Origin of the sequence: Microbacterium imperiale (genome assembly GCF_017876655.1) — a bacterium.
Lineage (GTDB): Bacteria > Actinomycetota > Actinomycetes > Actinomycetales > Microbacteriaceae > Microbacterium > Microbacterium imperiale.
The window spans coordinates 3,003,459-3,028,961 of sequence record NZ_JAGIOK010000001.1 but is presented as its reverse complement, the minus strand read 5'-3'; the positions used below and the strand labels follow the sequence as shown (position 1 = coordinate 3,028,961).

27 protein-coding genes are annotated in these 25,503 nt (G+C 69.6%); 10 read left to right on the top strand and 17 right to left on the bottom strand.

The window, feature by feature from the left end:
• Positions 1-70: 70 nt before the first annotated feature.
• Together JOF37_RS14600 and JOF37_RS14595 are read right to left on the bottom strand one after the other, a co-directional pair.
• The gene (locus JOF37_RS14600) at positions 71-784 is read right to left on the bottom strand and encodes a DUF8453 domain-containing protein (RefSeq protein ID WP_210007485.1); all 714 of its coding nucleotides are present in this window, start codon (positions 782-784) and stop codon (positions 71-73) included.
• Between the two features lie 9 nt (positions 785-793).
• Positions 794-1,183, bottom strand: coding sequence for a hypothetical protein (locus JOF37_RS14595; RefSeq protein WP_210007484.1), 390 nt, complete (start codon positions 1,181-1,183; stop codon positions 794-796).
• A 482-nt stretch (positions 1,184-1,665) separates the two neighbouring features.
• Here JOF37_RS14595 and JOF37_RS14590 point away from each other — a divergent pair, with 482 nt between their 5' ends.
• Genes JOF37_RS14590 through JOF37_RS15830 form a run of 3 tightly spaced genes read left to right on the top strand, consistent with a single transcriptional unit; the run spans position 1,666 to position 2,680 of the window.
• Positions 1,666-1,866 (top strand): hypothetical protein, encoded by a 201-nt coding sequence (locus tag JOF37_RS14590; RefSeq protein WP_210007483.1) that lies wholly within the window; start codon positions 1,666-1,668, stop codon positions 1,864-1,866.
• A gap of 8 nt (positions 1,867-1,874) precedes the next feature.
• On the top strand, positions 1,875-2,417 hold the full coding sequence (locus JOF37_RS14585; protein ID WP_210007482.1) for a hypothetical protein: 543 nt from the start codon (positions 1,875-1,877) through the stop codon (positions 2,415-2,417).
• Positions 2,414-2,680: a helix-turn-helix domain-containing protein gene (locus tag JOF37_RS15830; protein ID WP_210007481.1), complete on the top strand. Its 267-nt coding sequence runs from the start codon at positions 2,414-2,416 to the stop codon at positions 2,678-2,680. Before JOF37_RS14585 ends, JOF37_RS15830 begins: the two co-directional genes overlap by 4 nt.
• Here JOF37_RS15830 and JOF37_RS14575 read toward each other — a convergent pair.
• The 3 genes from JOF37_RS14575 to JOF37_RS14565 form a co-directional block, all read right to left on the bottom strand.
• Positions 2,677-3,615 (bottom strand): hypothetical protein, encoded by a 939-nt coding sequence (locus JOF37_RS14575; RefSeq protein ID WP_210007480.1) that lies wholly within the window; start codon positions 3,613-3,615, stop codon positions 2,677-2,679. The two genes, JOF37_RS15830 and JOF37_RS14575, sit on opposite strands and share 4 nt — an antisense overlap.
• 316 nt (positions 3,616-3,931) lie before the next feature.
• On the bottom strand, positions 3,932-4,309 hold the full coding sequence (locus JOF37_RS14570; RefSeq protein ID WP_210007479.1) for a hypothetical protein: 378 nt from the start codon (positions 4,307-4,309) through the stop codon (positions 3,932-3,934).
• Between the two features lie 179 nt (positions 4,310-4,488).
• A complete protein-coding gene (locus JOF37_RS14565) occupies positions 4,489-5,457 on the bottom strand; it encodes a DsbA family protein (RefSeq protein WP_210007478.1) in 969 nt (322 codons plus the stop codon).
• 260 nt (positions 5,458-5,717) lie between these two features.
• Between JOF37_RS14565 and JOF37_RS14560 the strand changes: the two genes are divergently transcribed.
• On the top strand, positions 5,718-6,821 hold the full coding sequence (locus JOF37_RS14560) for an ABC transporter ATP-binding protein (RefSeq protein WP_210007477.1): 1,104 nt from the start codon (positions 5,718-5,720) through the stop codon (positions 6,819-6,821).
• 83 nt (positions 6,822-6,904) lie between these two features.
• Entirely contained in the window at positions 6,905-8,212 is a 1,308-nt protein-coding gene (locus JOF37_RS14555; protein ID WP_210007476.1) for a DUF4032 domain-containing protein, read from the top strand.
• Positions 8,213-8,242: 30 nt separating this feature from the next.
• Here the strand turns inward: JOF37_RS14555 and JOF37_RS14550 are convergent, their stop codons facing one another.
• The 4 genes from JOF37_RS14550 to cysS all read right to left on the bottom strand — a co-directional run bounded on the left by JOF37_RS14550 (position 8,243) and on the right by cysS (position 13,939).
• Positions 8,243-8,881: an NAD(P)-dependent oxidoreductase gene (locus JOF37_RS14550; RefSeq protein ID WP_210007475.1), complete on the bottom strand. Its 639-nt coding sequence runs from the start codon at positions 8,879-8,881 to the stop codon at positions 8,243-8,245.
• 53 nt (positions 8,882-8,934) lie between these two features.
• Entirely contained in the window at positions 8,935-11,406 is a 2,472-nt protein-coding gene (locus JOF37_RS14545) for a glycogen/starch/alpha-glucan phosphorylase (protein WP_245338818.1), read from the bottom strand.
• Positions 11,407-11,547: 141 nt separating this feature from the next.
• Positions 11,548-12,537: a 23S rRNA (guanosine(2251)-2'-O)-methyltransferase RlmB gene (rlmB, locus tag JOF37_RS14540; RefSeq protein ID WP_210007474.1), complete on the bottom strand. Its 990-nt coding sequence runs from the start codon at positions 12,535-12,537 to the stop codon at positions 11,548-11,550.
• Positions 12,530-13,939, bottom strand: coding sequence for a cysteine--tRNA ligase (gene cysS / locus JOF37_RS14535; protein WP_210007473.1), 1,410 nt, complete (start codon positions 13,937-13,939; stop codon positions 12,530-12,532). Before cysS ends, rlmB begins: the two co-directional genes overlap by 8 nt.
• Positions 13,940-14,012: 73 nt before the next feature.
• Between cysS and JOF37_RS14530 the strand changes: the two genes are divergently transcribed.
• Together JOF37_RS14530 and JOF37_RS14525 are read left to right on the top strand one after the other, a co-directional pair.
• Complete coding sequence (locus JOF37_RS14530) at positions 14,013-14,942, top strand: DMT family transporter (RefSeq protein ID WP_210007472.1); 930 nt, start codon at positions 14,013-14,015, stop codon at positions 14,940-14,942.
• Position 14,943: 1 nt separating this feature from the next.
• Complete coding sequence (locus JOF37_RS14525; protein WP_210007471.1) at positions 14,944-15,435, top strand: GNAT family N-acetyltransferase; 492 nt, start codon at positions 14,944-14,946, stop codon at positions 15,433-15,435.
• Between the two features lie 85 nt (positions 15,436-15,520).
• Here the strand turns inward: JOF37_RS14525 and ispD are convergent, their stop codons facing one another.
• Positions 15,521-16,699 carry a 2-C-methyl-D-erythritol 4-phosphate cytidylyltransferase gene (gene ispD, locus JOF37_RS14520; RefSeq protein ID WP_210007470.1) on the bottom strand — a complete coding sequence of 393 codons (1,179 nt, stop codon included), beginning with the start codon at positions 16,697-16,699 and terminating at the stop codon, positions 15,521-15,523.
• Between the two features lie 22 nt (positions 16,700-16,721).
• Positions 16,722-17,204, bottom strand: a complete 483-nt coding sequence (locus JOF37_RS14515) for a CarD family transcriptional regulator (RefSeq protein WP_023954865.1) — start codon at positions 17,202-17,204, stop codon at positions 16,722-16,724.
• A 155-nt stretch (positions 17,205-17,359) separates the two neighbouring features.
• Between JOF37_RS14515 and JOF37_RS14510 the strand changes: the two genes are divergently transcribed.
• A complete protein-coding gene (locus JOF37_RS14510; protein ID WP_210007469.1) occupies positions 17,360-17,830 on the top strand; it encodes a cupin domain-containing protein in 471 nt (156 codons plus the stop codon).
• Positions 17,831-17,897: 67 nt separating this feature from the next.
• Here JOF37_RS14510 and JOF37_RS14505 read toward each other — a convergent pair whose 3' ends face one another.
• Together JOF37_RS14505 and JOF37_RS14500 are read right to left on the bottom strand one after the other, a co-directional pair.
• A complete protein-coding gene (locus JOF37_RS14505) occupies positions 17,898-18,581 on the bottom strand; it encodes a response regulator (RefSeq protein WP_210007468.1) in 684 nt (227 codons plus the stop codon).
• Complete coding sequence (locus JOF37_RS14500) at positions 18,578-19,783, bottom strand: sensor histidine kinase (protein ID WP_210007467.1); 1,206 nt, start codon at positions 19,781-19,783, stop codon at positions 18,578-18,580. The genes JOF37_RS14505 and JOF37_RS14500 overlap by 4 nt, the downstream gene beginning before the upstream one ends.
• Before the next feature lie 170 nt (positions 19,784-19,953).
• On the opposite strand from JOF37_RS14500, the gene phoU reads away from it, so the two are divergent.
• The gene (gene phoU / locus JOF37_RS14495; protein ID WP_210007466.1) at positions 19,954-20,640 is read left to right on the top strand and encodes a phosphate signaling complex protein PhoU; all 687 of its coding nucleotides are present in this window, start codon (positions 19,954-19,956) and stop codon (positions 20,638-20,640) included.
• A gap of 63 nt (positions 20,641-20,703) precedes the next feature.
• Here phoU and JOF37_RS14490 read toward each other — a convergent pair whose 3' ends face one another.
• Entirely contained in the window at positions 20,704-21,453 is a 750-nt protein-coding gene (locus JOF37_RS14490) for a phosphoglyceromutase (protein ID WP_210007465.1), read from the bottom strand.
• 40 nt (positions 21,454-21,493) lie between these two features.
• Here JOF37_RS14490 and JOF37_RS14485 point away from each other — a divergent pair, with 40 nt between their 5' ends.
• On the top strand, positions 21,494-22,312 hold the full coding sequence (locus tag JOF37_RS14485) for a class I SAM-dependent methyltransferase (protein WP_210007464.1): 819 nt from the start codon (positions 21,494-21,496) through the stop codon (positions 22,310-22,312).
• 6 nt (positions 22,313-22,318) lie between these two features.
• Here JOF37_RS14485 and JOF37_RS14480 read toward each other — a convergent pair whose 3' ends face one another.
• From JOF37_RS14480 to JOF37_RS14470, 3 genes are all read right to left on the bottom strand, one after another.
• Positions 22,319-22,996 (bottom strand): HEAT repeat domain-containing protein, encoded by a 678-nt coding sequence (locus JOF37_RS14480; protein WP_210007463.1) that lies wholly within the window; start codon positions 22,994-22,996, stop codon positions 22,319-22,321.
• Positions 22,997-23,073: 77 nt separating this feature from the next.
• On the bottom strand, positions 23,074-24,285 hold the full coding sequence (locus tag JOF37_RS14475) for an alcohol dehydrogenase catalytic domain-containing protein (RefSeq protein ID WP_210007462.1): 1,212 nt from the start codon (positions 24,283-24,285) through the stop codon (positions 23,074-23,076).
• Positions 24,286-24,390: 105 nt separating this feature from the next.
• The gene (locus JOF37_RS14470; RefSeq protein ID WP_271174963.1) at positions 24,391-25,476 is read right to left on the bottom strand and encodes an FUSC family protein; all 1,086 of its coding nucleotides are present in this window, start codon (positions 25,474-25,476) and stop codon (positions 24,391-24,393) included.
• Positions 25,477-25,503: the final 27 nt, after the last annotated feature.

The following is a 25,503-nucleotide window of genomic DNA, read 5'->3' as shown; positions in this document are numbered from 1 at the left end:
AAGCGCTGGTAGCGTCTCTGACTCACGAAAGCGAATCAGAGTCGGAGCCCGGCGGCTAGGCCGGAGCGCGTCAGCCGCGCTCGAGGTTCTCGTTCACCCTGCGCATCTGCCGAGCGATGACGTCGATTGCTGTGGGTTCCGCGATCGAGAATCGCCACGGGCGTAGATCAAGGATGTGTGGCTCGGTGTAGCGACGGATGCCAGTGGCATCGGAGTAGGTGGCTGTCACTTCGTACCGCTGGGGAAGCTCCTCGCTACCGACTACGTTGGCGGTGTAATCGAGAATGTAGTCGAGCTGTTGTCCAGGGTGCAGCATTCCGATCACCGGTTCACCCGAGAAGACCTCCGACAACGCGACCATCGCCGGATCCTCCTCGGCGGTGCCGGGTCGTCCTTCCCCGCTCGTCTCGAAGGCTGGCGAGACGGTGAGCGAGATTTCGCGCGCCGGTGTCCGACCCACGCACTCGATCACGACGAAGAGCACCCCCGTGTGGCGAGGATCCTTCGGACGGGCACCGGGGATGACCCGCAGATCGAATCGCACCGAGATGTACGGTCTCGCTTCGGATTCGGCGGCCTCCGCAGCGCGCAGATTCGCCTCTGCGGACAGACGCAGTTGGTGACGCCCCTGGCGAAGCTGACTGAGTGCGACGATGGCTGCAGTGGCAGCCACAACGAGGGTCAACACCGCTGCGACCGCCTGCCATTCGCTCGCGGTGGGGAACCCCTCGATCCGCCACCATAAGCCGACAAAGTGCAGGACCTCTAGTTGAGACGTCATCATCGACTGGTCTCAGCTAGCGGCGAGCTCGTCGATCAGCCCGATCAGTTCGGGCAGTCTCGAGGTAGCCGTATCCGGAGAATCCAGAACGTCGATCTGCAGGCTGAGTAGGTCCCGGCTAATCCGGTTCGCATCGATCGTGGGCACACCGGACTCGTGCACGAGGGGAAGGATCCGTTCGATGCCCTCCGCGACCTGCGCCCCTATGGCCGAATCGTCGAGGTCCTGCGCCCATTGGCTCGCAGTTTCCACAGAGTCGATGTCGTTTGGTGCAATGTTGGCAGCCGGGCTTGAGACGGCGGCAGAGGGCGAGACCGAGTCTGCATCACGCGTGCCGGTGCTCGAGCATCCCGCAAGCAAGATGAGGGTAAGAGCGACGGCGACGGCCTCAGCGCGTTTCATGCCCGCAGCCTATCCACCGGCAGAGACATCGGCCCTGCTCATGGGCGCACCGTGCGTTGGTATCCCTCGACGCCGACGCCCCTCCGCTACCCACCGGTCAGCGCCGGGTATGCCGCGTAGAGCGGTCACGATCGCGCTCGTCTCGCGCGTCTCGAAGTAACCAGCCCACGTGCCGGCGACCCGAGCGAGGATGTCGACGCGATCCCCCGCCGCCGCGACGAGCTCGCGGATCACGGCGGCTGGGTCCGTCGTGTAACGGTTGCGAGAGCAGATCGCGGAGAGAGTCACGTCTAACTGCATCTCGGCGGTGAGCGGTGATCGCATGGCCGGGATCCTTCCTCCGGCCGAGAAGCTGCCATCCTACGCCGACATTGGTACGTTCTGCTGTCGCGCGATCAGGCCGCAGCCATCCCACCTGTGGCACCATGGGAGATGTCTGACCCCCGCACTATCTTGTGCAGGAGGAAAGAAAGGAGGCAAGCATGAGCATCATCGAGATCACTGTGACGGCTAGCGAGGAGCTGGACGCGGATGAGTCTCGCGAGGCCATGGCGCGTCTCGTGGGTGACCGCCTCGGCATCTCGCTCGATGAGTTTCTTCACAACGTGGACGAGGGCGCATATAACGGTAGCGACGACGTCGACGTGCTGCACTTGGTGACGCTGGCTCCCTTCGCCCGCTGAGACTCCGAATGCCCGGAAGAACGCCTGCGGAAGCCCATCGCGCGTTCGTCGAGCCACTCGAAGCGGCGGTGGCCTGCCTGGGCCTTGCCAAGATCACGTTCTCAAACGGCGGTGCGTACAACGTACATAAGGATCACGCATGGAATCTCGGCCGCCTAGGCGCTGGGATGGTCTTCCCGGGCGGCTACTGCTTCCGGGCGGCGATGAAGTACCGGTTCGTTCCGCACGAAACTGGCTGGCGCGTCACGACCCTGGAGTACATCTACTCTCTGAGCGTCGCTGACGAGGTCCTGTGGGCCATGCACTGGCACCCTGTGGGCGACAGCCATGAGACGCGCCCTCACCTGCACATGGCAATACCAGGTGCCGGCGGGGCTAGGGCTCATCGACCGGTGCCTCGAATGACCTTCGAGGAAGCCGTGGAATGGGTGATCGAATCTGGCATCGATCCAGCTCGGGATGACTGGATGGACGTTCTCACCAAGAGCAAACAGCTTCACGTCCTGCACCGCACCTGGCACGGAGACTCAGGCCAGCCTGACGAGTCATGAATCCCCAGCGCGAAGCGACAGTCGACGTCCTCGAGATGTCTCGAGTGCTTTCGGTCAGCCCGGACACCATCTACCGGTGGGCGCGCTCCGGAGTCATACCAGCCCTCAAGATCAGCAACCGGTGGCGCTTCATCGTTACCGAAGTGCTCGAGAGCGTCCGCCAGAAGGCCGAGCCTCACCCTGACCCGTGGCACCAGTCGCCCAGGACGGCCGCAACCAGGCAGGGTTGGGAACGTCGATGGGCCAGGGGTCGAACGCCCTAGACGTCGCTGACATCGGGAAGGCGCTGGCCGGCCGTCACTACCGACTCGATACGGTCTGCCAACGCCGCCGAAGTCTGCGTCCGCCTCGAGCGCAACTCCGGGACGGCGTCTGCAGCAAGCCGTGCCAGTTCTCGGTACCGCCCCTGCAGCCGCCGGTACTCCTGCCCTAGAGAGGGACGCGTACCACCGACCCAACTCAGGAGGATTGCTCGCCGACCAGCCGTCCTCTCGAACGACTTTCGCACGACCTCCTCTTTCTCCTCGTCCGTCATCCACTTGAGCTCGTCGCGGCCGCCGGCGATCTCGCCCTCGATGAGAGCCTCGATCTCTGGCCGCGTCTGCTGCTCCTCGTGCGCGATCGCACGCACGAATCGAAGCGGATCTTGCTGAGCAAGGGACATCGCGACCCGCTTCGTGACCGGCCACGGAATCAGCCATCCGTCTGCGTCGCGGTAGGTGTCAGGGTGCCCGAGGAGCTCCGCGACGGCGATACCAGCCATAGCCGAGAGCCGCTGCGGATCCTTCAGCTCGAGGGTGCCACCCGGCTTGTACCCCAGGAACGCGATCTCCTCTGTCACGACCGCAAGGAACACCTCGATCGCCGCGTCGCGTTCATCATCGTCGAAGGGATGGCCCACAGCGCGCGACCAGCTATCGACCGACTCGATGTAAACGTCGCGCTGATCCCACGGAATCCTGCACCGCCCTATCGGCGACCAAGCGGCCCGTGCCGCCATGTCCGGATCAAGATGCTGTACCTTCACGCGCTTCGGCTTGCCCTCGGCTACCTCGAGCAGCTCGACGCGTCGCCAACGTCGCTTCTCGACGTGCCACCACAACCACTCCCGACCGACGTCGGCGTGGGTGGGGTATTGATCCGGGATGCGGATCCCGACTTCGCTCGCGCGCCGGCCGATCTCGCTCAGCTCATCCATCAGTCAAGCGTGCGCCGTCACCGGTGCGAGAAACAACGAGCGCTAGTGCGCTACTCCGCATTTACTCCGCACATTCCCCGGAATGAGCAGGAATGACGGGAAACGTTCTAGCCCGGAAACGCGTACCAAACGGAACGCTACGCAACTCCGCGGAATGACGGGAAACAACCGTTTCCGGTATTACAAGTACGGTGCGCTACCAATTGCGCCAAGTCGGCAAGCCCCGTCGCGCGGGACGAGAGCCGTACCCCGCGGCACGGCACTTCCGAATCGAGTCTAGAGCGTGCAGGCTGAAGCCCTGACCTCGCCGCGAGGGTTAGCCCGCACTGGCGGAGGTGCCGGTCGGGTCGGGGGCGCCGTCGGGCTCGTAGTGGCCGAGGGACTTCTCCTGCAGGTAGGCGCACAGCTCCGCGGCGATCAGCAGCTCGTGAGTCAGCGCGTTCAGCTCGAAGCTCGACAGCACGAGCGTCTGGTCATGGGGCTCGATCGAGACCGACCAGCTGAGGTCGTCAGCCTCACCGGTCGGCTCGATGTAGACCGCGTTCGGGGCGTGTTCGAGCGGGACCAGGACGAGACCGGTGTCCGCGCCATCCGACCCGTCCTGCACGGCCACACGCACCTCGTCGCCGGCGCCGCGCGATTCGATGAACTCCGCGACCCAGTGTTCCAGGGTCTTCTTGCTGTGGAAGGGCACGGTGGTGTCTCTCTGGGAAAGGCTGCGCGCGCGGGAAGCGCACAACACGACGCGGCGGGGCGGGCGGGGCCATCGCGGCGTCGAGATTATCACTCGGGACGCGCTCGTCCCGCACCGCAACCGCGCAAAGCGGATGACGCGGCGATCGGTGACGTGACGGGGGCGCGAACCGGCTGGGCTCAGGACGCGGGCGTCGGCGTCGGGGTGGGAGTCGGGGCCGACCGGTAGTACGCGTCGCTCGCCGTGGTGAGCACGAACTGCGAGAACTCCGCGGGATCGGCCAGGTCGCCGATGTACTGCTTGCCGTTCACCAGGACCATCGGCGTGCCGGTCAGCGAGAGGCCGTCCGTGTCGGGGATGCCGGCGACCGCGCGCTCGGTGGCGGCTTTGGCCCACGCTGCGTACGAGCCCGACTCGATGCACTCGCGAATCACCTTGGTCGAGTCGACACCGGAGGCCAGCGCCATGTCGGCCAGCTGCGTGTCCGAGAAGCCGTCGGTGTCGACGTCCGGCTGACGGGTGAGCAGTTCGTTGTTGAACGCGTAGAACGCGTCGGGCGAGTGCGTCGCGACGCATGCTGCCGCGCTGGCAGCACGGAGCGAGTACTTCGTGCCGTTCGACTTCGCGGTGAGCATGGCGACCGGGTAGTAGCTGAGGGTGACGGCGCCGTCGTCGACCCACGACGTCAGCTGCTGCGAGTTGGCCAGCTGCCACTCGCGCGCACCGGCGGAGAGGTAGTCGACGTAGACGCGGATCTCGACGGGGGGCTGCGCCGTCGCCGTCGGAGCCGGCAGTCCCTCGGCGGGTTCAGCGGCTTCGGTCGACTCCGCCGGCTCGGCCGGAGCTTCGGCCTGCGCCTCGATGTCGGTCGCGATCGATCCCGTGACGACATCCGCCACGACGAAGCCGTCGCGCGACGAGGTCGCCGGCTGGAGTTGCGGCTGACTGGTCGCGCCCGAGACCGTCATCGTCACCATGACGGCGGCTGTGGCGACGGCGCCGACAGCCAGCAGGCCGAGGCCCGAGCGGCGCGCGATGCGGGCCCGGGACTGGCGCGTGTGAACCTGGAGCGCCTTCTCGCGAACCGCTTCACGGCGGTCGGTGACCGCCGGCGATTCGGGCGCGTCGTGGGTGTCGTCAGAAGACATGAAACCTCGGAGAACGAAAAGGATGAGGGCCGCGCGAGGACTCGTCGCGGGCTTCACGAGTCAGTCGATGGTAATCAGCCAGTCTGGGAAAGCCCAGAGCACTTCGCGTGGCGGCGCATCCGCGGCGGGCGTCCGCGCGCTCATTCCGCTCGCGCGCGTGCCATACTGAGATCGCGTCCAACGATGGGCGTACGGGGGCGACCCCGTTCCATTCACAACGGATCGTCCGGCACGTACCTGCCGGTGAAGGAGAAGAAACGATGGCGTCCGTCACTTTCGACAACGCAACCCGCCTGTACCCCGGGGGCACCCGTCCCGCGGTCGACAAGCTCAACCTCGAGGTGGGCGACGGCGAGTTCCTCGTCCTGGTCGGCCCCTCCGGCTGCGGTAAGTCCACCTCGCTGCGCATGCTCGCCGGTCTCGAAGAGGTCAACTCGGGCAGCATCCGCATCGGCGACCGCGACGTCACCGACGTCCCGCCGAAGGACCGTGACATCGCGATGGTCTTCCAGAACTACGCGCTGTACCCGCACATGACCGTCGCCGAGAACATGGGCTTCGCCCTGAAGATCGCCGGCGTCGGCAAGGAAGAGCGCGCTCAGCGCGTGCTCGAGGCCGCCAAGCTGCTCGACCTGGAGCAGTACCTGACCCGCAAGCCGAAGGCCCTCTCGGGTGGTCAGCGTCAGCGTGTCGCCATGGGTCGCGCCATCGTGCGTCAGCCCCAGGTGTTCCTCATGGACGAGCCGCTGTCGAACCTCGACGCCAAGCTCCGCGTCCAGACGCGCACCCAGATCGCGTCGCTGCAGCGTCGCCTGGGCGTCACCACGGTCTACGTCACGCACGACCAGACCGAGGCGCTCACGATGGGCGACCGCATCGCGGTGCTCAAGGACGGCCTCCTGCAGCAGGTGGGCACGCCCCGCGACCTGTACGAGAAGCCGAACAACGTGTTCGTCGCCGGCTTCATCGGCTCGCCGGCGATGAACCTCTTCCCGGCAGACCTCGCCGACGGCGGCGTCCGCTTCGGTTCGGAGGTCGTCCCGCTCGACCGCGACACCGTCGGTCGTGCGCACGGCAGCCAGGTCACCGTGGGCGTGCGTCCCGAGGACATCGAGGTCGGCCCCGCCGACGGCCGCGGCCTGCCCGTGCAGGTCGACCTGGTCGAAGAGCTCGGCGCTGACGGCTACCTCTACGGCCACACCGATGTCAGCGGCAAGCGCGTCGACATCGTCGCGCGCGTCGACGGCCGCAACCACCCGAACGCGGGCCAGACCGTGACGCTTGCCGCCAAGCCCGGCCACGTCCACGCGTTCGACCTCGAGACCGGCGACCGTCTGAACGACAAGGCCATCGCCTCGGCCTGATCCGGTATCTTCATACGCTGCGGCGCGGGTGGCCATCGGTCGCCCGCGCCGCAGCTCTGTGCCCCCACCCGATCGGAGAACCCGTGCGCTCCTCGCTCTCGATCACAGCCAGCAGCGTCGATCCGGGCCTGCTCGCCCTGCCCTGGTCCACGACGCTGGCCGACTGGTCGACCCCCGACATCGTGTATCTGCCGAAGGGCATCTCGCGCCACCTGGTGCGCTTCGCGAACCTGTCGGGGCGCGTGGTCGCCATCAAGGAGACGACCGCGACGATGGCGCGTCGCGAGTACGAGATGCTCGGGTCGCTGCAGCGCCTGGATGTGCCGTGCGTCGAGCGGGTCGCCGTGATCGACGGCCGGCGCGACGAGAACGGCGAGGAGCTGCCGGCGGCTCTCGTCACCGCGCACCTGAAGTTCTCGCTCCCCTACCGGGCGCTGTTCACGCAGGTCCTCCGCCCCGACACCGCCACGCGCCTCGTCGACGCCCTCGCGGTGCTGCTCGTGCGCCTGCACAACGTCGGCTTCTTCTGGGGCGACGTGTCGCTGTCGAACACGCTCTTCCGACGGGATGCCGGCGCCTTCGCCGCCTACCTCGTCGACGCCGAGACCGGCGAGCTCCACGAGCGCGCACTGACGCGAGGACAGCGGATGCACGACCTCGACATCGCACGGACGAACATCGCGGGCGAGATCATGGACCTCGAGGCCGGAGGGCGGCTCGAGGGCGGGGTGGATGCCGTGGCCATCGCCGACGGCATCATGTCGTCGTATCACTCGCTGTGGGCGGCGCTGACCGACCAGGAGACGTTCTCGGCCAACGAGTCGTGGCGCATCACCGAGCGTGTGCAGAAGCTCAACTCGCTCGGCTTCGACATCGGCGAGATGTCGATCGACGCCGCAGCCGACGGCACACGCGTGTCGATCCAGCCGAAGGTCGTCGATGCGGGGCACCATCAGCGCCGCCTGCTGCGTCTGACGGGACTGGATGTCGAGGAGAACCAGGCTCGGCGCCTGCTGAACGACCTCGACGAGTTCAGCGCCCGCGTCTCGCGGCTCGGGTCGAACGAGGAGATGGTCGCGCACGAGTGGCTCACCCGCGTGTTCGAGCCGGTCGTGCTCTCCGTGCCGTGGGACCTGCGAGCCAAGCTCGAGCCGGCTGAGCTCTTCCACCAGGTGCTCGAGCACCGGTGGTACCTGTCGCAGACCGAGGGCCGTTCCGTGCCCCTCGCCGAGGTGCTCTCGTCCTACGTCGAGAACGTCCTCCGCCATCGGCGCGACGAGGCGACCGTCATGGGTCCGCCGACCGAGACGATGTCGGTGCCGATCGTCACCGACGCCGTTCCGGTCGAAGACGACGACGAGAGCACCGTCGACTGGCGCGACCTGGTCTGAGATCGCGCCAGCCGCGATCGCTGCGGCGGCTCAGTAGCCGACGGTGAACCGCTCGCGGACGTGCCGCGGGTTCTCGATCTCGTCGAGCACCGCGATCGCGAAATCGGGGCCCGAGATGAACGAGTCGCCGTTCTCGTCGGTGACGAGCACGTCTCCCCCGTCCCGGTAGCTGCCCGTGCGCTCGCCCGGGTTGAACGAGCCGAAGCCGCCGGCGGGATGGATGAAGAACCAGTCGCGTCCGGTGGCGTCAGCCTGCAGGTCCTCGAGGACCCCGATCGCCTCGAGCGCCTCGTCCTTGAACTCCTCGGGGAAGCCGCTGTCGATCAGTCGCGGGCCCCCGGGGGCGACGAGACTGCCACCGGCACCGCCGACGACCCCGACACGGACGTTCTCGGGCAGTGCCGTCACCAGCAGCGCCGTGTTCGGCCGCACCTGCCCCTGCATGTCGCCGCGCGGAGCGACGGCCAAGACGACGACATCCACCCCGTCGAGCTGCTCGACGAGCGCCGGAACGTCGAGCAGCGTGCCCTCGATGTACGTGGCGCCGTCGACGCGGTCGGCCGGCAGCTTCCGTGCCACCGAGACGGCGGTGTGACCGCGCGAGACGGCCTCGGCGACGATGTGGCTGCCGGCGTATCCGGTGCCTCCGATGACGGCGATGCGAGCCATGGCGTTCCCTTCGTTGGCTGTTCCCCGGCTGACGGATGCGGCTGCGGCCGCGGTCAGCGCACGGGCTGAGCGTGCCAGATGCGGTCGATGTAGTCGCGGATGGATCGGTCGGACGAGAAGAAGCCCGTCCGGGCGACGTTGAGGATGGCCGATCGCGTCCAGGCGTCGCGGTCGGCGTAAGCGGCATCCACACGCTCCTGGGCGGCGATGTACGACGTGTAGTCGGCCAGCACCATGAAGCGGTCGTCGTAGAGCAGGTTCGAGACGATCGGCTCGAACGTCGAGCGGTCGCCGCCCGAGAAGACGCCAGACGAGATGAGATCGAGGGCTCGGCGCAGTTCGTCGTCGGCCTGGGCGAACTCGCCCGGGCGATAACCCCGCGCCCAGAGCTCCTCGACCTCGGGCTCGCTCATGCCGAAGAGGAAGAAGTTGTCGTCGCCCACGAGCTCGCGGATCTCGACGTTCGCGCCGTCGTCGGTGCCGATCGTGAGCGCGCCGTTGAGGGCGAACTTCATGTTGCCGGTGCCCGACGCCTCCTTGCCTGCGAGCGAGATCTGCTCCGACAGGTCGGCGGCCGGGATCACGCGCTCGGCGAGCGTGACGTTGTAGTTCGGCGGGAAGACGACCTTCAGGCGGCCCTCGAGGCGCGGGTCGCTGTTGACGACCGAGCCGACGGCGTTGATGAGGTGGATGACCCGCTTGGCCATCGCGTACCCGGGCGCCGCCTTGGCTCCGAAGATGAAGGTGCGCGGCTGCAGGTCGGACGCCGCGACCCGGCCCGACACGACCCGCTCGTAGAGGGTCACGATGTGCAGCACCTTGAGCATCTGCCGCTTGTACTCGTGCAGGCGCTTGACCATCACGTCGAGCAGGTGGTCGTCGGCGATCGCGAAGCCGTCGCGGGCGAGCAGCACCTCGTTCAGGCGGCGCTTGTTGGCGGCCTTCACGCCGGCGAAGGCGGCACGGAAGTCGGCGTCCTCGGCGTACGACTCGAGCTCGCGCAACCGCTCGAGGTCGGTGAGCCAGCCGGTGCCGAGCGCCGCGGTGATGAGCTCGGAGAGCTCGGGGTTGGCCAGGCGCATGAACCGGCGCGGCGTCACGCCGTTCGTGACGTTCGTGAACTTCTCGGGCATCATCTCGTCGAAGTCGTGCAGCACCTTCTCGCGCAGCAGCTGCGAGTGCAGCTCCGCGACGCCGTTGACCTTCGCGCCCGCGACCGTCGCGAGGTACGCCATGCGCACCGACGCGGGGTTCTCCGAGATGATCGACATGTCGCGCAGACGGCGTTCGTCGTCGCCGAAGCGCTCGCGCACCGCGAGGAGGAACTCGTCGTTGATGCGGTAGATGATCTCGAGGTGACGCGGCAGCAGGCGTCCCAGCAGATCGACCGACCAGACCTCCAGCGCCTCGGGCAGAAGCGTGTGGCACGTGTACGCGAAGCACTTCTGGGTGATGGCCCACGCGGCATCCCAGTCGAGCTTGCGCTCGTCGACCAGCACCCGCATCATCTCGGGAACCGCGATGACGGGATGCGTGTCGTTGAGCTGGAAGATCACGCGATCGGGCAGCTTCGTCAGATCGAAGTCCTCGGGCAGCACCTTCGACATGTAGTCGGCGATGGACGCCGCGACGAAGAAGTACTGCTGCTGCAGGCGCAGCTCCTTGCCCTGCGGGGTGGAGTCCTCGGGGTAGAGCACCTTCGAGATGTTCTCGGCGAAGGTCTGCGCGCGCACCGCCTCGACGTAGTCGCCGCTGTTGAACGTGCGCAGGTCGAAGGCCTTCGTAGCCTCGGCGCTCCACAGGCGAAGCGTGTTGACGCGGCCGTTCTGATAGCCCGGGACCATGTAGTTGTAGGGCACCGCCCGAACGCTCCACGCCGGCACCCAGCGCGAGCGCAGCACGCCGTCGTCGTCGTACGTCTCGGTGTGTCCGGCGAACGACACCGTCTGCGCTGCCTCGGGGTGACGGAACTCCCACGGCGAGCCGAGCGCCAGCCAGGCGTCGGGCTTCTCGATCTGCTGACCGTCGCGGAACACCTGCCGGAAGATGCCGTACTCGTAGCGGATGCCGTAGCCGATGCTCGGCACGCTCAGGGTGGCGAGCGAATCGATGAAGCACGCCGCCAGACGCCCGAGACCGCCGTTGCCGAGGCCCGGCTCGACCTCGTGAGCACGCATCGAGTCGATGTCGATGCCGCACGCCGCGAGGGCCTGGGTCGCAATGTCGGTCAGGCCCGATGCCAGGAGGTTGTTGTCGAGCTGGCGTCCGAGCAGGTACTCGGCCGAGAGGTAGCAGACGGCCTTGCTCTGGTCGGCGCGCTGCCTCCGCTGGTCCTCGAGCCAGCGCGCGACGAGGTAGTCGCGCACGGTCGACGCCAGTGCCAGGTACTTGTCGGTCTCGGTGGCCGACGACAGTGCGACGCCGCGTTCGAGGTTCAGATTGACCAGGAACTCGCGCACGAAGCCGTCAACGGTGGCCGGCGGTGAGCTCACCGGGGCCAGAGCCAGCGGATGCGTCGCCGTCAGCGGACGGGGGGCAGGAGTCTTGTCGTTCTCGGACACGGTTCGAAACTACCCAATGGCACCGCGTCCTGTCCGGTCCCCGGCGCGCGGGCAGCCGGAATTTACAGGAAGGTCATCAGACCGTCCCGGCGCGACGACCCGGACTCACTCCTGAGCGGCACGAATGGTCGCGACCTGATACAGCGCGACCGACGCGGCGATGCCGGCGTTGAGCGATTCGGTGGCGGCCGAGATCGGAATCGACACGACCTGGTCGCACGTCTCGGTGACCAGTCGCGACAGGCCCTTGCCCTCGGACCCGACGACGATCGCCACGGGACGGTCGGCCAGCTGCAGCGCCGGCAGCGCCACGTCGCCGTCACCGTCGAGGCCGAGCACGAACACGCCCTGCTTCTTGAACTCTTTGAGCGTCGTCGTCAGGTTCGGCGCGATCGCGACGGGGATGCGGGCGGCCGCGCCCGCGCTGGTCTTCCACGCGGCGGAGTTCACACCCGCCGAGCGGCGCTGCGGGATGATGACACCGTGGCCGCCGAACGCGGCCGCCGAACGCATGATCGCGCCCAGGTTGCGCGGGTCGGTCACGCTGTCGAGCGCGACGAACAGCGGGGTCTCGCCGCGATCGATGACCTGCTCGAGCAGGTCCTGCGGGTGGGCGTACTCGTACGGCGGCACCTTGATCGCGACGCCCTGGTGCACGCCGTCGAAGCCGGCCATGCGGTCGAGCTCCTGGCGCGTGACCTCGAGCACCGGGATGTTGCGGTTCGTGGCGATCGACAGCATCTCCTTGACGCGGTCGTCCATCTCGACGCGCTGGGCGATGTAGAACGCCGTCGCGGGGATCTTGGCGCGGAGCGCCTCGAGCACGCTGTTGCGGCCCGTCACCGTCTCGGTGTCATCGCCCGCCTTCGCCTTGGGAGCACGGTTGCCACCGCTCGGACGCTGCGACACCTTGCCGCCGGCGGCGATGAACCGTTCCTGGGCGGCCTTGCGCTTGCCGGCGGGGTGCCAGGCGCGGTCCTCGGCCTTCGGGGTCGGCCCGCGACCCTCGAGCGAGCGACGGTTCTTGCCGCCGGTGCCCTTGGTCGGGCCCTTCTTCTTGCCGCGTCCGGCGGACGGGTTTCCTGGCTTAGCCACGGTTCACACTCCAATGGGTCCCCTCGGGACCGTCTTCGAGGACGATGCCGGCCGCCGCGATCGCGTCGCGGATGCGATCGGCCGTCGCCCAGTCCTTGGTGGCGCGCGCGTCGGCGCGCTGGTCGATCATGGTGCGCACGAGGGCGTCGAGCGCCGCGGTCTCGGCTGCCGGCGAGAGGGCGCCGGCCGGCGACGCGACCTCGAGCCCGAGGACGTCGAGCATTGCCGCGACCGAACGAGCGGCCGCAGCCGCGGCATCCGTGTCTCCGGCGTCGATGGCGGTGTTCCCGGCGCGCACGGTCTCGTGCACGACCGCGAGCGCCTGGGGCACGCCCAGGTCGTCGTCCATCGCAGCGGCGAAGGCGTCAGGAACCGACGCGGTCTCGCCGCCGGTCGCGTCCGGCACCGCCCGGGCCACGCGCTGCTGGAAGGAGCGGATGCGGTCGAGCGCGGCTTCGGCCTCGTCGAAACTGGCGGGGCTCAGGTCGAGGTTCGAGCGGTAGTGCGCGGCGCCCAGCGCGTATCGCACGACGAGAGGGTCGCGCTCCGCGAGCACGTCGTCGGCGAGCAGGAAGTTGCCGAGCGACTTCGACATCTTCTGGTCGCCCACGGTGACCAGGCCGTTGTGCACCCAGTACCGGGCGAAGGCGTCACCGGCCGCTGTGGACTGCGCCAGCTCGTTCTCGTGGTGCGGGAACCGCAGGTCGAGCCCGCCGCCGTGGATGTCGAACTCGGGGCCGAGGTAGCGCCGGCTCATCGCCGAGCACTCGATGTGCCATCCGGGTCGTCCGCGGCCCCACGGCGACACCCACGATGCGTCGACGGGCTCGTCGGCCTTGGCGCCCTTCCACAGCGCGAAGTCGCGGGGGTCGCGCTTGCCACGGGGATCGGCGTCGGCGGCGGCCTCCATGGCGTCGAGCGACTGCCGCGTCAGCGAGCCGTACTCGGACCAGGACCGTACGTCGAAGTAGACGTCACCCGAGCCGTCGGGCGCCGCGTACGCGTGACCGCGCTCGATGAGCGTCTCGATGAGCTCGATCATCTGCGGGACGGATGCCGTGGCGCGCGGCTCGTACGTCGGAGCCAGCACCCCCACCGCCGCGTAGGCACGTGTGAACTCGAGCTCGATACGGTAGGCCAGCGCCCACCACGGCTCGCGCTCGGTGGCGTTGGCGAGGATCTTGTCGTCGATGTCGGTGACGTTGCGCACGAAGGTCACGCGACCGAAGCGGTGCGTGAGCCACCGGCGCAGGATGTCGAAGCCGACGGCGGCGCGGACGTGGCCGATGTGCGGGCCCGACTGCACCGTCGGGCCGCAGACGTACATCGTGACGTTCGACGCGTCGCGGGGCGCGAAGTCGCGCAGCGCCTGCGCGCGAGTGTCGTAAAGCCGAACGGTCACCGCATAATCCTACCGGCGGGCCGCCGCAGCCCCGCGGGCACGCGCCGCGCGGCCGAGGCGGTACAACTGAAGGATGCCGTTCGTGATCGCCGTCCTCGTCGCGGCCGTGCTCTTCGGCACCACCGGCACCGCGCAGGCACTCGGCCCGGACGACACCACTCCCCTCGGCGTGGGCGCGGCGCGCCTCGTCGTCGGCGGCGCCGCGCTCGGGCTCGTCGGCCTCGTCGCGGGCTCGCGTCGCCAGCGCGCCCGGTCGGCAGCCGGCGTGCCGGGCCCGACGGGCGGCGGGCGCGCGCTGGCGCTGATGGCCCTGACCGGCCTGTGCCTCGCGCTGTACCAGCCGCTGTTCTTCCTCGGGACGGCGCGCAACGGCGTCGCCGTCGGGACGGTCATCGCGCTGGGGTCGGCGCCCGTGCTGGCGGGACTGCTCGAATGGATGCTGACGCGCCGGCGTCCCACGTCGCCGTGGCTGGTCGCGACCGCCCTCGCCACGGTGGGCGTCGCTCTGCTGGCGATCGCGGGGGGCGGATCGGCCGGTGCCGATGGCCTCGGCGTCCTCGGCTCGCTCGGGGCCGGCGGTGCGTTCGCCGTCATCGCCAACGCGCAGCGGCGCCTCATCGCGGGTGGCTGGGACGCTTTCACGGTGTCGGGCGCCATGGGCGTCGGCGCTGCCGTCTGCGGCATCGCGATGCTGCCGATGACCGACATGGCCTGGCTGGCGCAGCCCCGAGGCTGGGCGATGGCGCTGTGGCTCGGGCTCGCGACGGTCGCGGTCGCCTACGCCCTCTTCACCTGGGGCCTCGGCGGCCTCAGCGCTGCGACGGCCGCGACACTCACGCTCGCGGAACCGCTGACGGCGAGTCTGCTCGGTGTCGCACTCCTGGGTGAGCGCCTCGCTCCGCTTGCGATGGTGGGACTCGCGGTGCTCGCCGCCGGGCTCGTCCTGCTCGCCGTGACCGCGCGCTCCGCACCCCGAAGCGTCCCGACACCCCGAGAGGCCTGACATGGAGCCCGAGCTGTCGATCGTCCGCGATGACCTGACCGGTGAGCCCACCCGCCGGCTGATCGCGGCGCACCTCGCGGGCATGCTCGCCAACACACCGGTCGAGAGCGTCCACGCGCTCGACCTGTCGGCGCTGCGGCATCCGTCGGTCCGCGTGTACTCCGCCTGGCTGAACGGCGACATCGCGGCCGTCGGCGCGTTCAAGACCTTCGACGCCGACCGTGCGGAGCTCAAGTCGATGCGGGTCGCCGACGCCTTCCTCGGCCGCGGCATCGGCCGCGCGATGCTGACACACCTCGAGCGTGAGGCCCGCGCCGCCGGCATCCGCAGTCTCTGGCTCGAGACCGGATCGGGGCCCGACTTCGTCGCGGCCCGTTCGATGTACGAGCGAGCCGGATTCGTCCCCTGCGCCCCGTTCGCCGACTATCGCCCCGATCCGCTGTCGGTGTTCATGACCCGGGCGATCGATACCGACGCCGCGTCCTCGCGATGAGGCGCAGCTCGGCGAACCGGGCGCAGCTCGACGTGCGCTCATCGCACGGAAGTGCGCCCAAAGCGGATGCCGCGGCGGGCCGAGCTCAGCGCAGCGCGTAGACGAGCGCGACGGCGGTGGCTGAAACACCCTCGCCCGCGCCGGTGAAACCGAGCCCGTCGGTCGTCGTCGCCGAGACGGCGACGGGTGCGCCGAGGGCGGCGGACAGCACGGCCTCGGCCTCGGCGCGCCGGCCCGCCATGCGCGGACGGTTGGCCTGCACCTGCACCGAGACGTTGCCGATCGCGTAGCCCGCCCGCGCCACGAGCTCCCGGACGCGGCGCAGGAAGACCTCCCCCGTCGCGCCGGCATACTCGGGCCGATCGACCCCGAAGTGCGTGCCGATGTCACCGAGTCCCGCGGCGGCCAGCACGGCGTCGACGATCGCGTGCGCGACCGCGTCACCGTCGGAGTGCCCTCGCAGCCCGGGCTCGCCCGGCCATTCCAGGCCCGCGAGCCGCAGCGTGCCGTCGCCGCCGAAGGCGTGGACGTCGGTACCCGTCCCGATCCGCGGCACACGGGATGCCGGGCGCGAGCGCTCCAGCAGATGCCGGGCGCGATCGAGGTCGGCGGGCGTCGTGATCTTGAAGGCGAGGTCGTCGCCGGCGACGGTGACGACGCGATGCCCGGCTGCCGCGAACAGAGCGGCGTCGTCGGTGTGCTCGTCCACCGCACCGGCATAGGCGGCCGTCAGGGTCTCGCGCGGGAAGCCCTGCGGAGTCTGCGCCGCGACCAGCGACGAGCGATCCACCGCGGCGGCCACGACCCCGCCGTCCACGCGCTTCAGCGTGTCGACGACGGGAAGCGCCGGGATGACGCCCACATGCGAACGCATCACTTCGTCGATGACGCGCGAGAACACCGCGCGCGGCGTGAGCGCACGCGCCGCGTCGTGCACGAGCACGCATTCGACATCGGCCCATAGGGCGGCCAGACCGGCGGCGACCGAGCGCTGACGCGTCTCGCCCCCCGTGACGACGGAGACGAGGTCGATCCGGTCTCCGAACGCGGCCTCGGCTTCGGTTCGCGCGTCGCCCTCCCGGCCGGCCGGGACGACGATGACGACCTGCGCCGACGGCGCGGATGCCACCGAGCCCAGGGCATGGCGGAGGATCGAGTGCTCGTCGATGCCGACGAACGCCTTCGGCGCAGAGGCGCCGAGCCGCGTTCCGGAGCCCGCAGCGACGACGATGACCGCGACTCGCGGCACCGAGATGATGTTCACGACCGGGTGAGCCCCGCGGCGATCAGGAGGCGAGGACCTCGTCGAGCACGCCCGAGGCGTGGTCTTCGTCGGCCTTCAGCGCCAGCGCGATCTCGGAGACGAGGATCTGCCGCGCCTTCGCGAGCATGCGCTTCTCGCCCGCCGACAGCCCGCGGTCCTGGTCACGACGCCAGAGGTCGCGGACGACCTCGCTGACCTTGATGACATCGCCGGAGGCGAGCTTCTCGAGGTTGGCCTTGTACCGGCGCGACCAGTTGGTCGGCTCCTCGGTGAAGGGAGCGCGCAGCACGTCGAAGACGCGCTCGAGGCCGTCCTTGCCGATGACGTCGCGGACGCCGACGAGATCGACGTTGTCGGCCGGGACCTCGATGATCAGATCGCCCTGCGTGACGTTGAGCTTCAGGTATTTCTTCGTCTCGCCCTTGATGATCCGGTCCTTGACCTCGATGATCGTGGCTGCCCCGTGGTGGGGGTAGACGACGGTTTCGCCAACCTCAAAAAGCATGGAGTTATGTCCCTTCGGCAACATCCAGGATACCACAGGGGGCATACAGTAAGGTTCGCGGTCGACTGCGCCCGACGTCGACGCCGAGTCGGTCCGCGGAGGGGCGGGCACACCCGTAGACTGCTCAAGACGCCGTCTGCCTGCCTGGAGGATCCGTGAAACTGCGAATCGTCGCTTCGATTGCCGTGGCCGCCGCCCTGACCCTGGGGGCCACCGGATGCAGCATGATCTCGCCTCAGGCGACGACCATCGACTACTCCGCGTCCGATGGCGTGAACATCCCCCGCTCGGGCCCGATCGACATCCGCAACGCGATGATCGTCGCCGACGAGGACGGCACCGCCGGCAACTTCCTCGCCGCGATCGTCAACGACACCGACGAGGCGCAGACGCTCGTCTTCGGTGTCGGTGACGAGACCACCACCCTGCGCGTTCCGGCACGCGAGCGGATCAGCCTCGGGGTCGACGGCGACGAGCCGATCCTGTTCGAGGGAATCGACACCAAGCCCGGCGCGACGGTGTCGATGTCGTTCCAGTCGGGCGACGGCGAGGGCGTGCGCACCGAGGTGCCCGTCCTGGACGGCACGCTGCCGTACTACACCGAGTTCGTTCCGCTGGTCGACTGAGCTCCGCTCACCAGCGACACGAGAGGCCCGGCGCACAGCGTCGGGCCTCTCGTCGTGACGGATGCCGTCAGGCCTCGAAGCGGTAACCCAGGCCGCGGACGGTGAGCAGCATCGTCGGCTGGCCGGGGTCGGCCTCGATGCGGGAACGGATGCGCTTGATGTGGACGTCGAGCGTCTTGGTGTCGCCGAAGTAGTCGCTCCCCCAGACGCGGTCGATGAGCTGGCCCCGCGTCATCACGCGACCGGCGTTGCGCATGAGCACCTCGAGCAGCTCGAACTCCTTGAGCGGCATGTTGATCTCGCCGCCGTCGACGGCCACCGTGTGGCGGTCGAGGTCGATCGTGACCCGGCCACCGGCGAGGACCCGCTCGTCGACGTCGACCTCGGCGGTGGCGGACCGGCGGAGCACCGCGCGCATGCGGGCCAGCAGCTCGCGGGACGAGTACGGCTTCGTGACGTAGTCGTCGGCTCCGAGCTCGAGTCCGACGACGATGTCGACCTCGGAGTCCTTCGCCGTCAGCATGATGATCGGGATCTTCGAGGTCGTGCGGATGATGCGGCACACCTCTGTGCCGGGCATGCCGGGCAGCATCAGGTCGAGCAGGACGATGTCCGCCCCGCGCGATTCGAACGCCTCGAGAGCGGCGGGGCCGTCCTCGGCGATCTCGACCTCGAAACCCTCGCGGCGCAGCAGGTACGCCAGCGGGTCGGCGAGGTCGGGCTCATCCTCGACGAGCAGAACACGGGTCATGGTGCGTCTCCCTTCGTCCGAGCGGGGAGCGCCCGGGCGATCTTCTTCTTGGTCTTCTTGGGGGCCGGTGTGCCGTCGGGGGCGGCGATGGCGGGCAGGCGGATCGTGAAGGTGGATCCGCGCCCGGGACGCGACCAGAGCTGCACCTCGCCCCCGTGGCGTTGGACGGCGTGCTTGACGATCGACAGCCCCAGGCCCGTCCCGCCGGTGCGGCGCGACCGCGCCTGGTCGGCGCGGTAGAAGCGTTCGAACACGCGCTGTTGATCGCTCTCGGGGATGCCGATGCCGCGGTCGCTCACCGCGATCTCGACCGCATCGGTGAGTCCGCGAACCCCCACCCCGACCTGACTCGCCGGCGGGGAGTATGCGATGGCGTTGGCGATCAGGTTGCCGACCGCCTCGCTCAGCACCTGCACATCGCCCCGGACGTACAGGCCGCGGTCGCCGCCGCGCACGAGCGTGACACCCGCCGACTCGGCGGCGATCGCGTGGGTCTCGACGGCCGAGGTGATGACCTCGTCGATCGCGACGTCGCGCAGCTCGGTCAGCTCGTCGGAGGACTGCAGTCGCGACAGGCTCATGATCCGCGACGTGAGGTTGCCGAGCCGTGTCGCCTCGGCGCTCAGCCGGGTGGCGAACGAGCGCACCTGATCGGGGTCGTCCGCGGCCGACTCGATGGCCTCGGCCAGCAGCGTCACCGCACCCACGGGCGTCTTGAGCTCGTGGCTGGTGTTCGCGACGAAGTCGCGGCGCATCTCGGCGAGCCGCTCGCGCTCGGTGATGTCGCGCACGAGCACCAGGGTCAGCCGCGGCGTGATGCCGCTGGCACGGGCGACGATGAGGCGCGGTTCGGCGGGCGCCACCCCACGCCGCAGCCGCAGTGTGCCCGTCTCGGAATGCGAGACGCCGCGCGAGGAACGCAGCAGCTCTCGCAGTTCGTCGCCGGGGATCGCCTCGCCTTCGCGCAGGCCGAACAGCTCCGCCGACGGCGAGGTCGCGACGATGACGAACGAGGCGTCGACGATGAGCGCGGCCTCGTCGAGCGCGGCCAGGACCTGGCGAGCCCCGGGCGGGACGTCCCCGTCCGCCGCGGCGCGGGCGTTGTCTCGCGCGCGCAGGGCGGCGAACACGAGGCCCGCGATGAGAAGCCCGACGACGGCCCCGGCGAGCAGGGCGACGAGCGCCAGCTGCGTCGGGTTCATTCCTCCAGATTAAGACGCCGTTCAACCGCGCACTGTCGCACGGGAGGCGATCACCGAGTACGACGAAGGGATGTTCATCGGTCCGGCACCGTTCGTTAACCTTGTCGAGCGACAATCGCGTCGCCGTGAGTGCGGTGTCGTGCTGTCCCGCAAGAAGGAAAGGTGCCCCGATGCGCGAAGTTTTCCACCAGTCCCTCGAGGACGTCCAGGCTCGCCTGGTCGAGATCTCCGAGCTGGTGACCGTCGCGATCGAGAAGGCCACCCGCGCGTTCGGCACCAGCGACATCACGCTGGCCGAAGAGGTCATCGACGCGGACGCCATCATCGATGAGAAGGCCGTCGCGATCGACGAGTCGGCGATCGAGATCCTCGCCCGCCAGCAGCCGGTCGCACGCGACCTGCGCATCGTCGTCGCCGCGCTGCGCACCAGCGCGTCGCTCGAGCGCATGGGCGACATCGCCGAGCACATCGCGCAGCTGACGCGCATGCGCTTCCCCGAGCGCGCCATCCCGAAGGGCCTCAAGGGCACCTTCACCCGCATGGGCGAGGTCGACGTCGAGGTCGCACGGACCCTCACCGAGCTGCTGCGCACGCAAGACCTCGCGCTCGTCGAGACGCTGCGCGGCCTCGACGACCAGCTCGACGACCTGCACCTGAGCGTCTTCGAGAAGGTGCTCAGCGAGAACTGGCAGGGCGAGGCGGCCGCGACCGTCGACGCGACCCTCGCCAGCCGCTACCACGAGCGCTTTGCCGACCACGCCGTGACCGTCGGCAAGCGCGTCGCCTACCTCGCGACGGGCGAGTGGCGCCCCGACACCGAGACGATCAACGTCATCGTGGGCGACGCCGGCGTCTGAGCGGCATCCGGAACGCGAAGAGGGGCGGTGCCGATCGGCACCGCCCCTCTTCTGTCGTCTGCGTCAGGCCTTGCCCTGGTTCGCGACGGCGGCCGCACCTGCTGCTGCGGCCTCGGGGTCGAGGTACTCCCCCGGTCCGAGCGGCTGCAGGTTCTCGTCGAGCTTGTAGACCAGCGGGATGCCGGTGGGGATGTTCAGCTCGGCGATGTCGTCGTCGCTGATGCCCTCGAGCTGCTTGACGAGCGCGCGGAGCGAGTTGCCGTGGGCCGTCACGAGCACCGTCTTGCCCGAGCGCAGGTCGTCGGCGATGTCGGACTCCCAGTACGGCAGCAGACGGTCGATCACGAGCTTGAGCGACTCGGTGCGGGGCACCTCGCCGTCGATGCCTGCGTAACGGGGGTCGTCGACCTGGCTGTACTGGTCGTCGTCGGCGAGCGGCGGCGGCGGCACGTCGAACGAGCGGCGCCACAGCATGAACTGCTCGTTGCCGAACTCCTCGAGGGTCTGCGCCTTGTCCTTGCCCTGCAGAGCGCCGTAGTGGCGCTCGTTCAGGCGCCACGAGCGCTTGACCGGGATCCACAGGCGGTCGGCGGCGTCGAGCGCGATCTGCGCCGTCTGGATGGCGCGGCTCAGGACCGACGTGTACAGCACGTCGGGAAGCAGGCCGGCCTCGGCGAGAAGCTCGCCACCGCGGTGGGCCTCGGCCTTGCCCTGCTCGGTCAGTCGGACGTCGACCCAGCCGGTGAACTGGTTGGACTTGTTCCACTCGCTCTGCCCGTGGCGGAGGAGGATCAGCGTGTACGGCGCAGTCATGCTCCGAGTCTATCGAGCCGAGGCCTGCGATCATGGGGGTATGGCCCCGGGACATATCGGGCAGGCCACCCGTGGCACCACGAACACGAACCGCCTGCGACGCGTCGATCGGTGGATCGCGCGGCATCCGATCCTCCGCCGGTGCGCCGACCCCCTGGTCGTCGATCTGGGATACGGCGCGAGCGGGGTCACGGCGCTGGAGCTCGAGGCGCGGCTGCGTCCGACCCGTCCGGACGTCGAGGTGCTCGGGCTCGAGATCGACCCCGAGCGCGTCGCGCGTGCCGGCCAGCAGTTGCTCGAGGTGCGGCGGGGTCGCACGGGTTTCGCTCCCGACGCCCGGGTGTCTTTCGCCCGCGGCGGCTTCGAGGTGCCGGTCGCGGGTAACCGGCGACCCGCGGTCATCCGCGCCTTCAACGTGCTGCGTCAGTACGACGAAGCGGATGTCGCCGCGGCGTGGGCCCGCATGGCCGGGCGACTCGCACCGGACGGGATGCTCGTCGAGGGGACCTGCGACGAGATCGGCCGCATCAGCACGTGGGTCCAGGTCGGACCCGGCGCGGTGCCCCGGACCCTGACGATCTCGCTGCGCCTCGCGGACCTGGCGACGCCCGGCATCGCCGCCGAACGCCTGCCGAAGGCCCTCATCCACCGCAACGTGCCCGGCGAGCGCATCCATGACGTGCTCGCGGCGCTCGAGAACGAGTGGACGCGCGCCGCGTCGGCCGCGTCCTTCGGGCCGGTGCAGCGGTGGCGCACGGCCCTCGCGGCACTGCACGGACGGGGCCTCGACCTGGGCCCGCGGGCGCGGTGGCGGCTCGGCGAGCTCACCCTGCCGTGGGAGTCCGTCGCGCCCCGCTGAGGCGGATCAGGCCTGTTCGTCCCAGTCCGCGGCGTCACGGCGAGCGGCGGACCGTCGCGCGGCCGCGATCGCCGAGGCGAATCCGTCGTCGGGATGGGCGAAGAGGTGGTCGGTGGCGAGCGCGTGGACGCGCACGTCCCAGTCATCCGAGGCGGCCGCCGCGTCGACGGCGCGCCGGCCGGCGGAACCGATCATGAGGAAGGCGCGGGTGAGGCTTCGCCGCAGATCTTCCGTGCCGGCGCCGAAGTGGACCGCGAGCTCGTCGGCGAGGGCCGGTTTCGCTTCATCCGGCGCGAGCCCGGCGGCGGTGCGCCACGCCGTCTGCGCCACCTCCGGGTCGTCATCGTGCAGCAGCGCGGTCGTGATCGCGGGCCAAGCTCGCGGATCACCGATCTTCGACAGGGTATGCAGAGCCTGTCGCCGCGCCTGCGGCAGCACCGAGCGCAGTTCCGGCAGCAGCGACGCCACGGCCGTGTCGCGGTCCTGGCGGGTCAACGCCCACGTGAGGGTCTCGCGCACCGTGAAGTCCGGCTCATGGGCGCACTGCTCCACCAGCACCGCGACGTACTCGGGACGCGGGTACGTCCCGGCCGCCAGGGCGCTCTGCACCCGACTCGAGCCATCGCCCGCGTTCAGGGCGGTCCGCAGCCGCCCGGACGCCGTCTCCTCGGTCTGCTCGCTCATCGCCCTCCCCTTCGTGCTCCCCCGCCAGCGTCGCACATCGACGCGAGGCGAGGGCCGAGATCGAGGAGAACGTGCGGTCAGGCGCCCGTGCTGAGGGCGACCTTGATCCAGCCCGGCTCGCGACGGTCGAAGGCCTCGTACGCCGCGATCGCGTCGTCGATCGGCTCGTGCTCGGTGATGAGCGCCGCGGGATCGAAGACGCCCGCGGCGACCATGTCGATGAGCGGCGGCGTCACGCTGTGGTGGTCGCAGTTGCCCATGCGGATGGTGAGGTTCTTGTTCATCGCCGCACCGATCGGGTACACCTCCGCCAGGGGCGAGTACACGCCGATGATGCCGATGCGCCCGTACTTCGCGACCATCTCCACCGCCCAACGGGACGCCTGCGAGGGGCCGTCTCCCGGGCGCCAGAGGTCGCCGTCCGGATCGGCCTCGGGTGCCACCTGCTGCACCTCCTCGTCGAACGCCTTCCCGTCCTCGCCGTCGACCGCGGCGGGCCCGGACTTCGGACGCTCGGCGTCGATGCCGACCGCGTCGATGACGCAGTCGGCGCCGATGGCGTTGGTCAGGTTCATGACGGCCTCGACCGGGTCGTCGTCGTTGAAGTTCACCACCTCGGCGCCGAGGGCACGGGCACGGTCGAGGCGGTCGGCGATGCCGTCGACGACGATCACCCGACCGGCGCCCTGCTTGAAGGCGGAGGCCACCGCGAATTGGCCCACGATGCCGGCCCCCAGCACGACGACGATGTCGCCGCGGCTGACGCCCGCCAGCTGCGCCCCGAACCACGCCGTCGGGAAGATGTCGGAGAGCAGGATGGCCTGGTCGTCCGTGATCGCGTCGGGGAGCTTGGTCATCGTGTTCTGCGCCCAGGGGATGCGCGCATACTCGGCCTGGAGGCCGTTGACGGGACCGGTCGTCTCGGGACCGCCGAAGAAGCAGGTGCCGGCCTCGGGTCCGTTCGGATTGGCGACGTCGCACTGCGCGGTGTGACCCTCACGGCAGTACCGGCACGCGCCGCAGGACATGGTGGAGTTGATCACGACGCGGTCGCCGGGCTGGAAGCCGCGCACGTGTTCGCCGACCTCGGTGACGATGCCCACGGCTTCGTGCCCGAGGATCGTCCCCTCTTTCATGCCCGACATCGTGCCGCGGATGAAGTGGAGGTCGGTGCCGCAGATGGCGCTGCGCGTGATGCGGACGATCGCGTCATGTCCGTCCTCGATCCGCGGATCGGCCACCTCGTCGAGCCGGATGTCGCCGATACCGTGCCATACAACAGCCTTCATGACCTCTCCTCGCGTCGTGGGATACGGCAACGCTAGGCACCCGTCCGGCCACACTCGACCGCCTTGCGCGATCGCATCGCGCGACGTACCGTGCGGGTCGCCGGCTCAGATCCGCGGCATCGTGGCGCGCGCCTCGGCGGGCGGCATCCCCGCCGCGGTGAGGAGGTCGACCACGAGCGGACGCAGCGCCGCGATGACGTTCTGGTCACCGAGCGACGACTCGGGAGCCAGCGCCCGCGGGTCGAGCCGAGCCGCCACTGCGCGCAGCGACTCGAGCGCGACCGGCTCGAGCGCGATGTCGTCGATGGACTGGGCGAGCAGGTCGGCGCCGCGCGCGATCTGAGCCAGCAGATCGGCCGCGATCGGACGCGGTTGGCGGTCGTCGAGCGCGTACACGACGCGCCGCGCGATGACCCGCAGGTTGCGGGTGGCGAGGTCGAGCGACGCGCGCATCCGGTCCTGCCGCTCGAGCTCGGTGCGCTGCCGACGCAGGAAGGGCGAGATGCGCGCGACGGCCAGCCCGGACTCGAGGGAGGTGGACCAGTCGTCGACCATGGGCTGCAGCGCACGCGCCTTCTCGAGTCCGCGGTCGGCGCGCACACGGTCGCCCCGCCGCAGGGCCTGGATGACCGTCGACGCAGCGCCGCCGAATGCGGCGAACAGCTCATGACCGGCACGGGACACCTCGCGCAGCGGGCGCCGTGGCAGGAGCGCCGTCGCGAGGAGCGCGGCCACCGCCCCGACCCCGCCGTCGACGAGGCGCAGGAAGGGCATGCTGCCGGGGATCGCGATGACGATGACCGATTGGATGGCCGCCGAGATGGCGAAGGTCGGCTGCGCCGAGAGCAAGCGCGCGGTCAGCAGCGTCGCCAGCAGTGCGAGCGCCAGCTGCCACGTGCCCGATCCGACCACCAGCACGATCAGCTCGGACACGAGGATGCCGACGAGCATTCCGACGACGGTCTCGAGCACGCGACGGGGCCGTGCATCCCGGACCAGACCGAGGCTCGAGATCGTCACCGTCGCGGCCAGCAGGGGCGCCGTGTGCCCCAGCACGAGGTGCGCGAATGCGTAGGCGGCCGAGGCGGCGACGACGATCTGGACGACCGCGGGCACCGACTCGCGCATGCGGTTGAGGCCGCGTTGCGGGCGTACGCGCGCACGCCAGCCGGTGGCGATCGGTGCCGTCACCGCCGCCGGCTCGTCGGGACGCTCGGG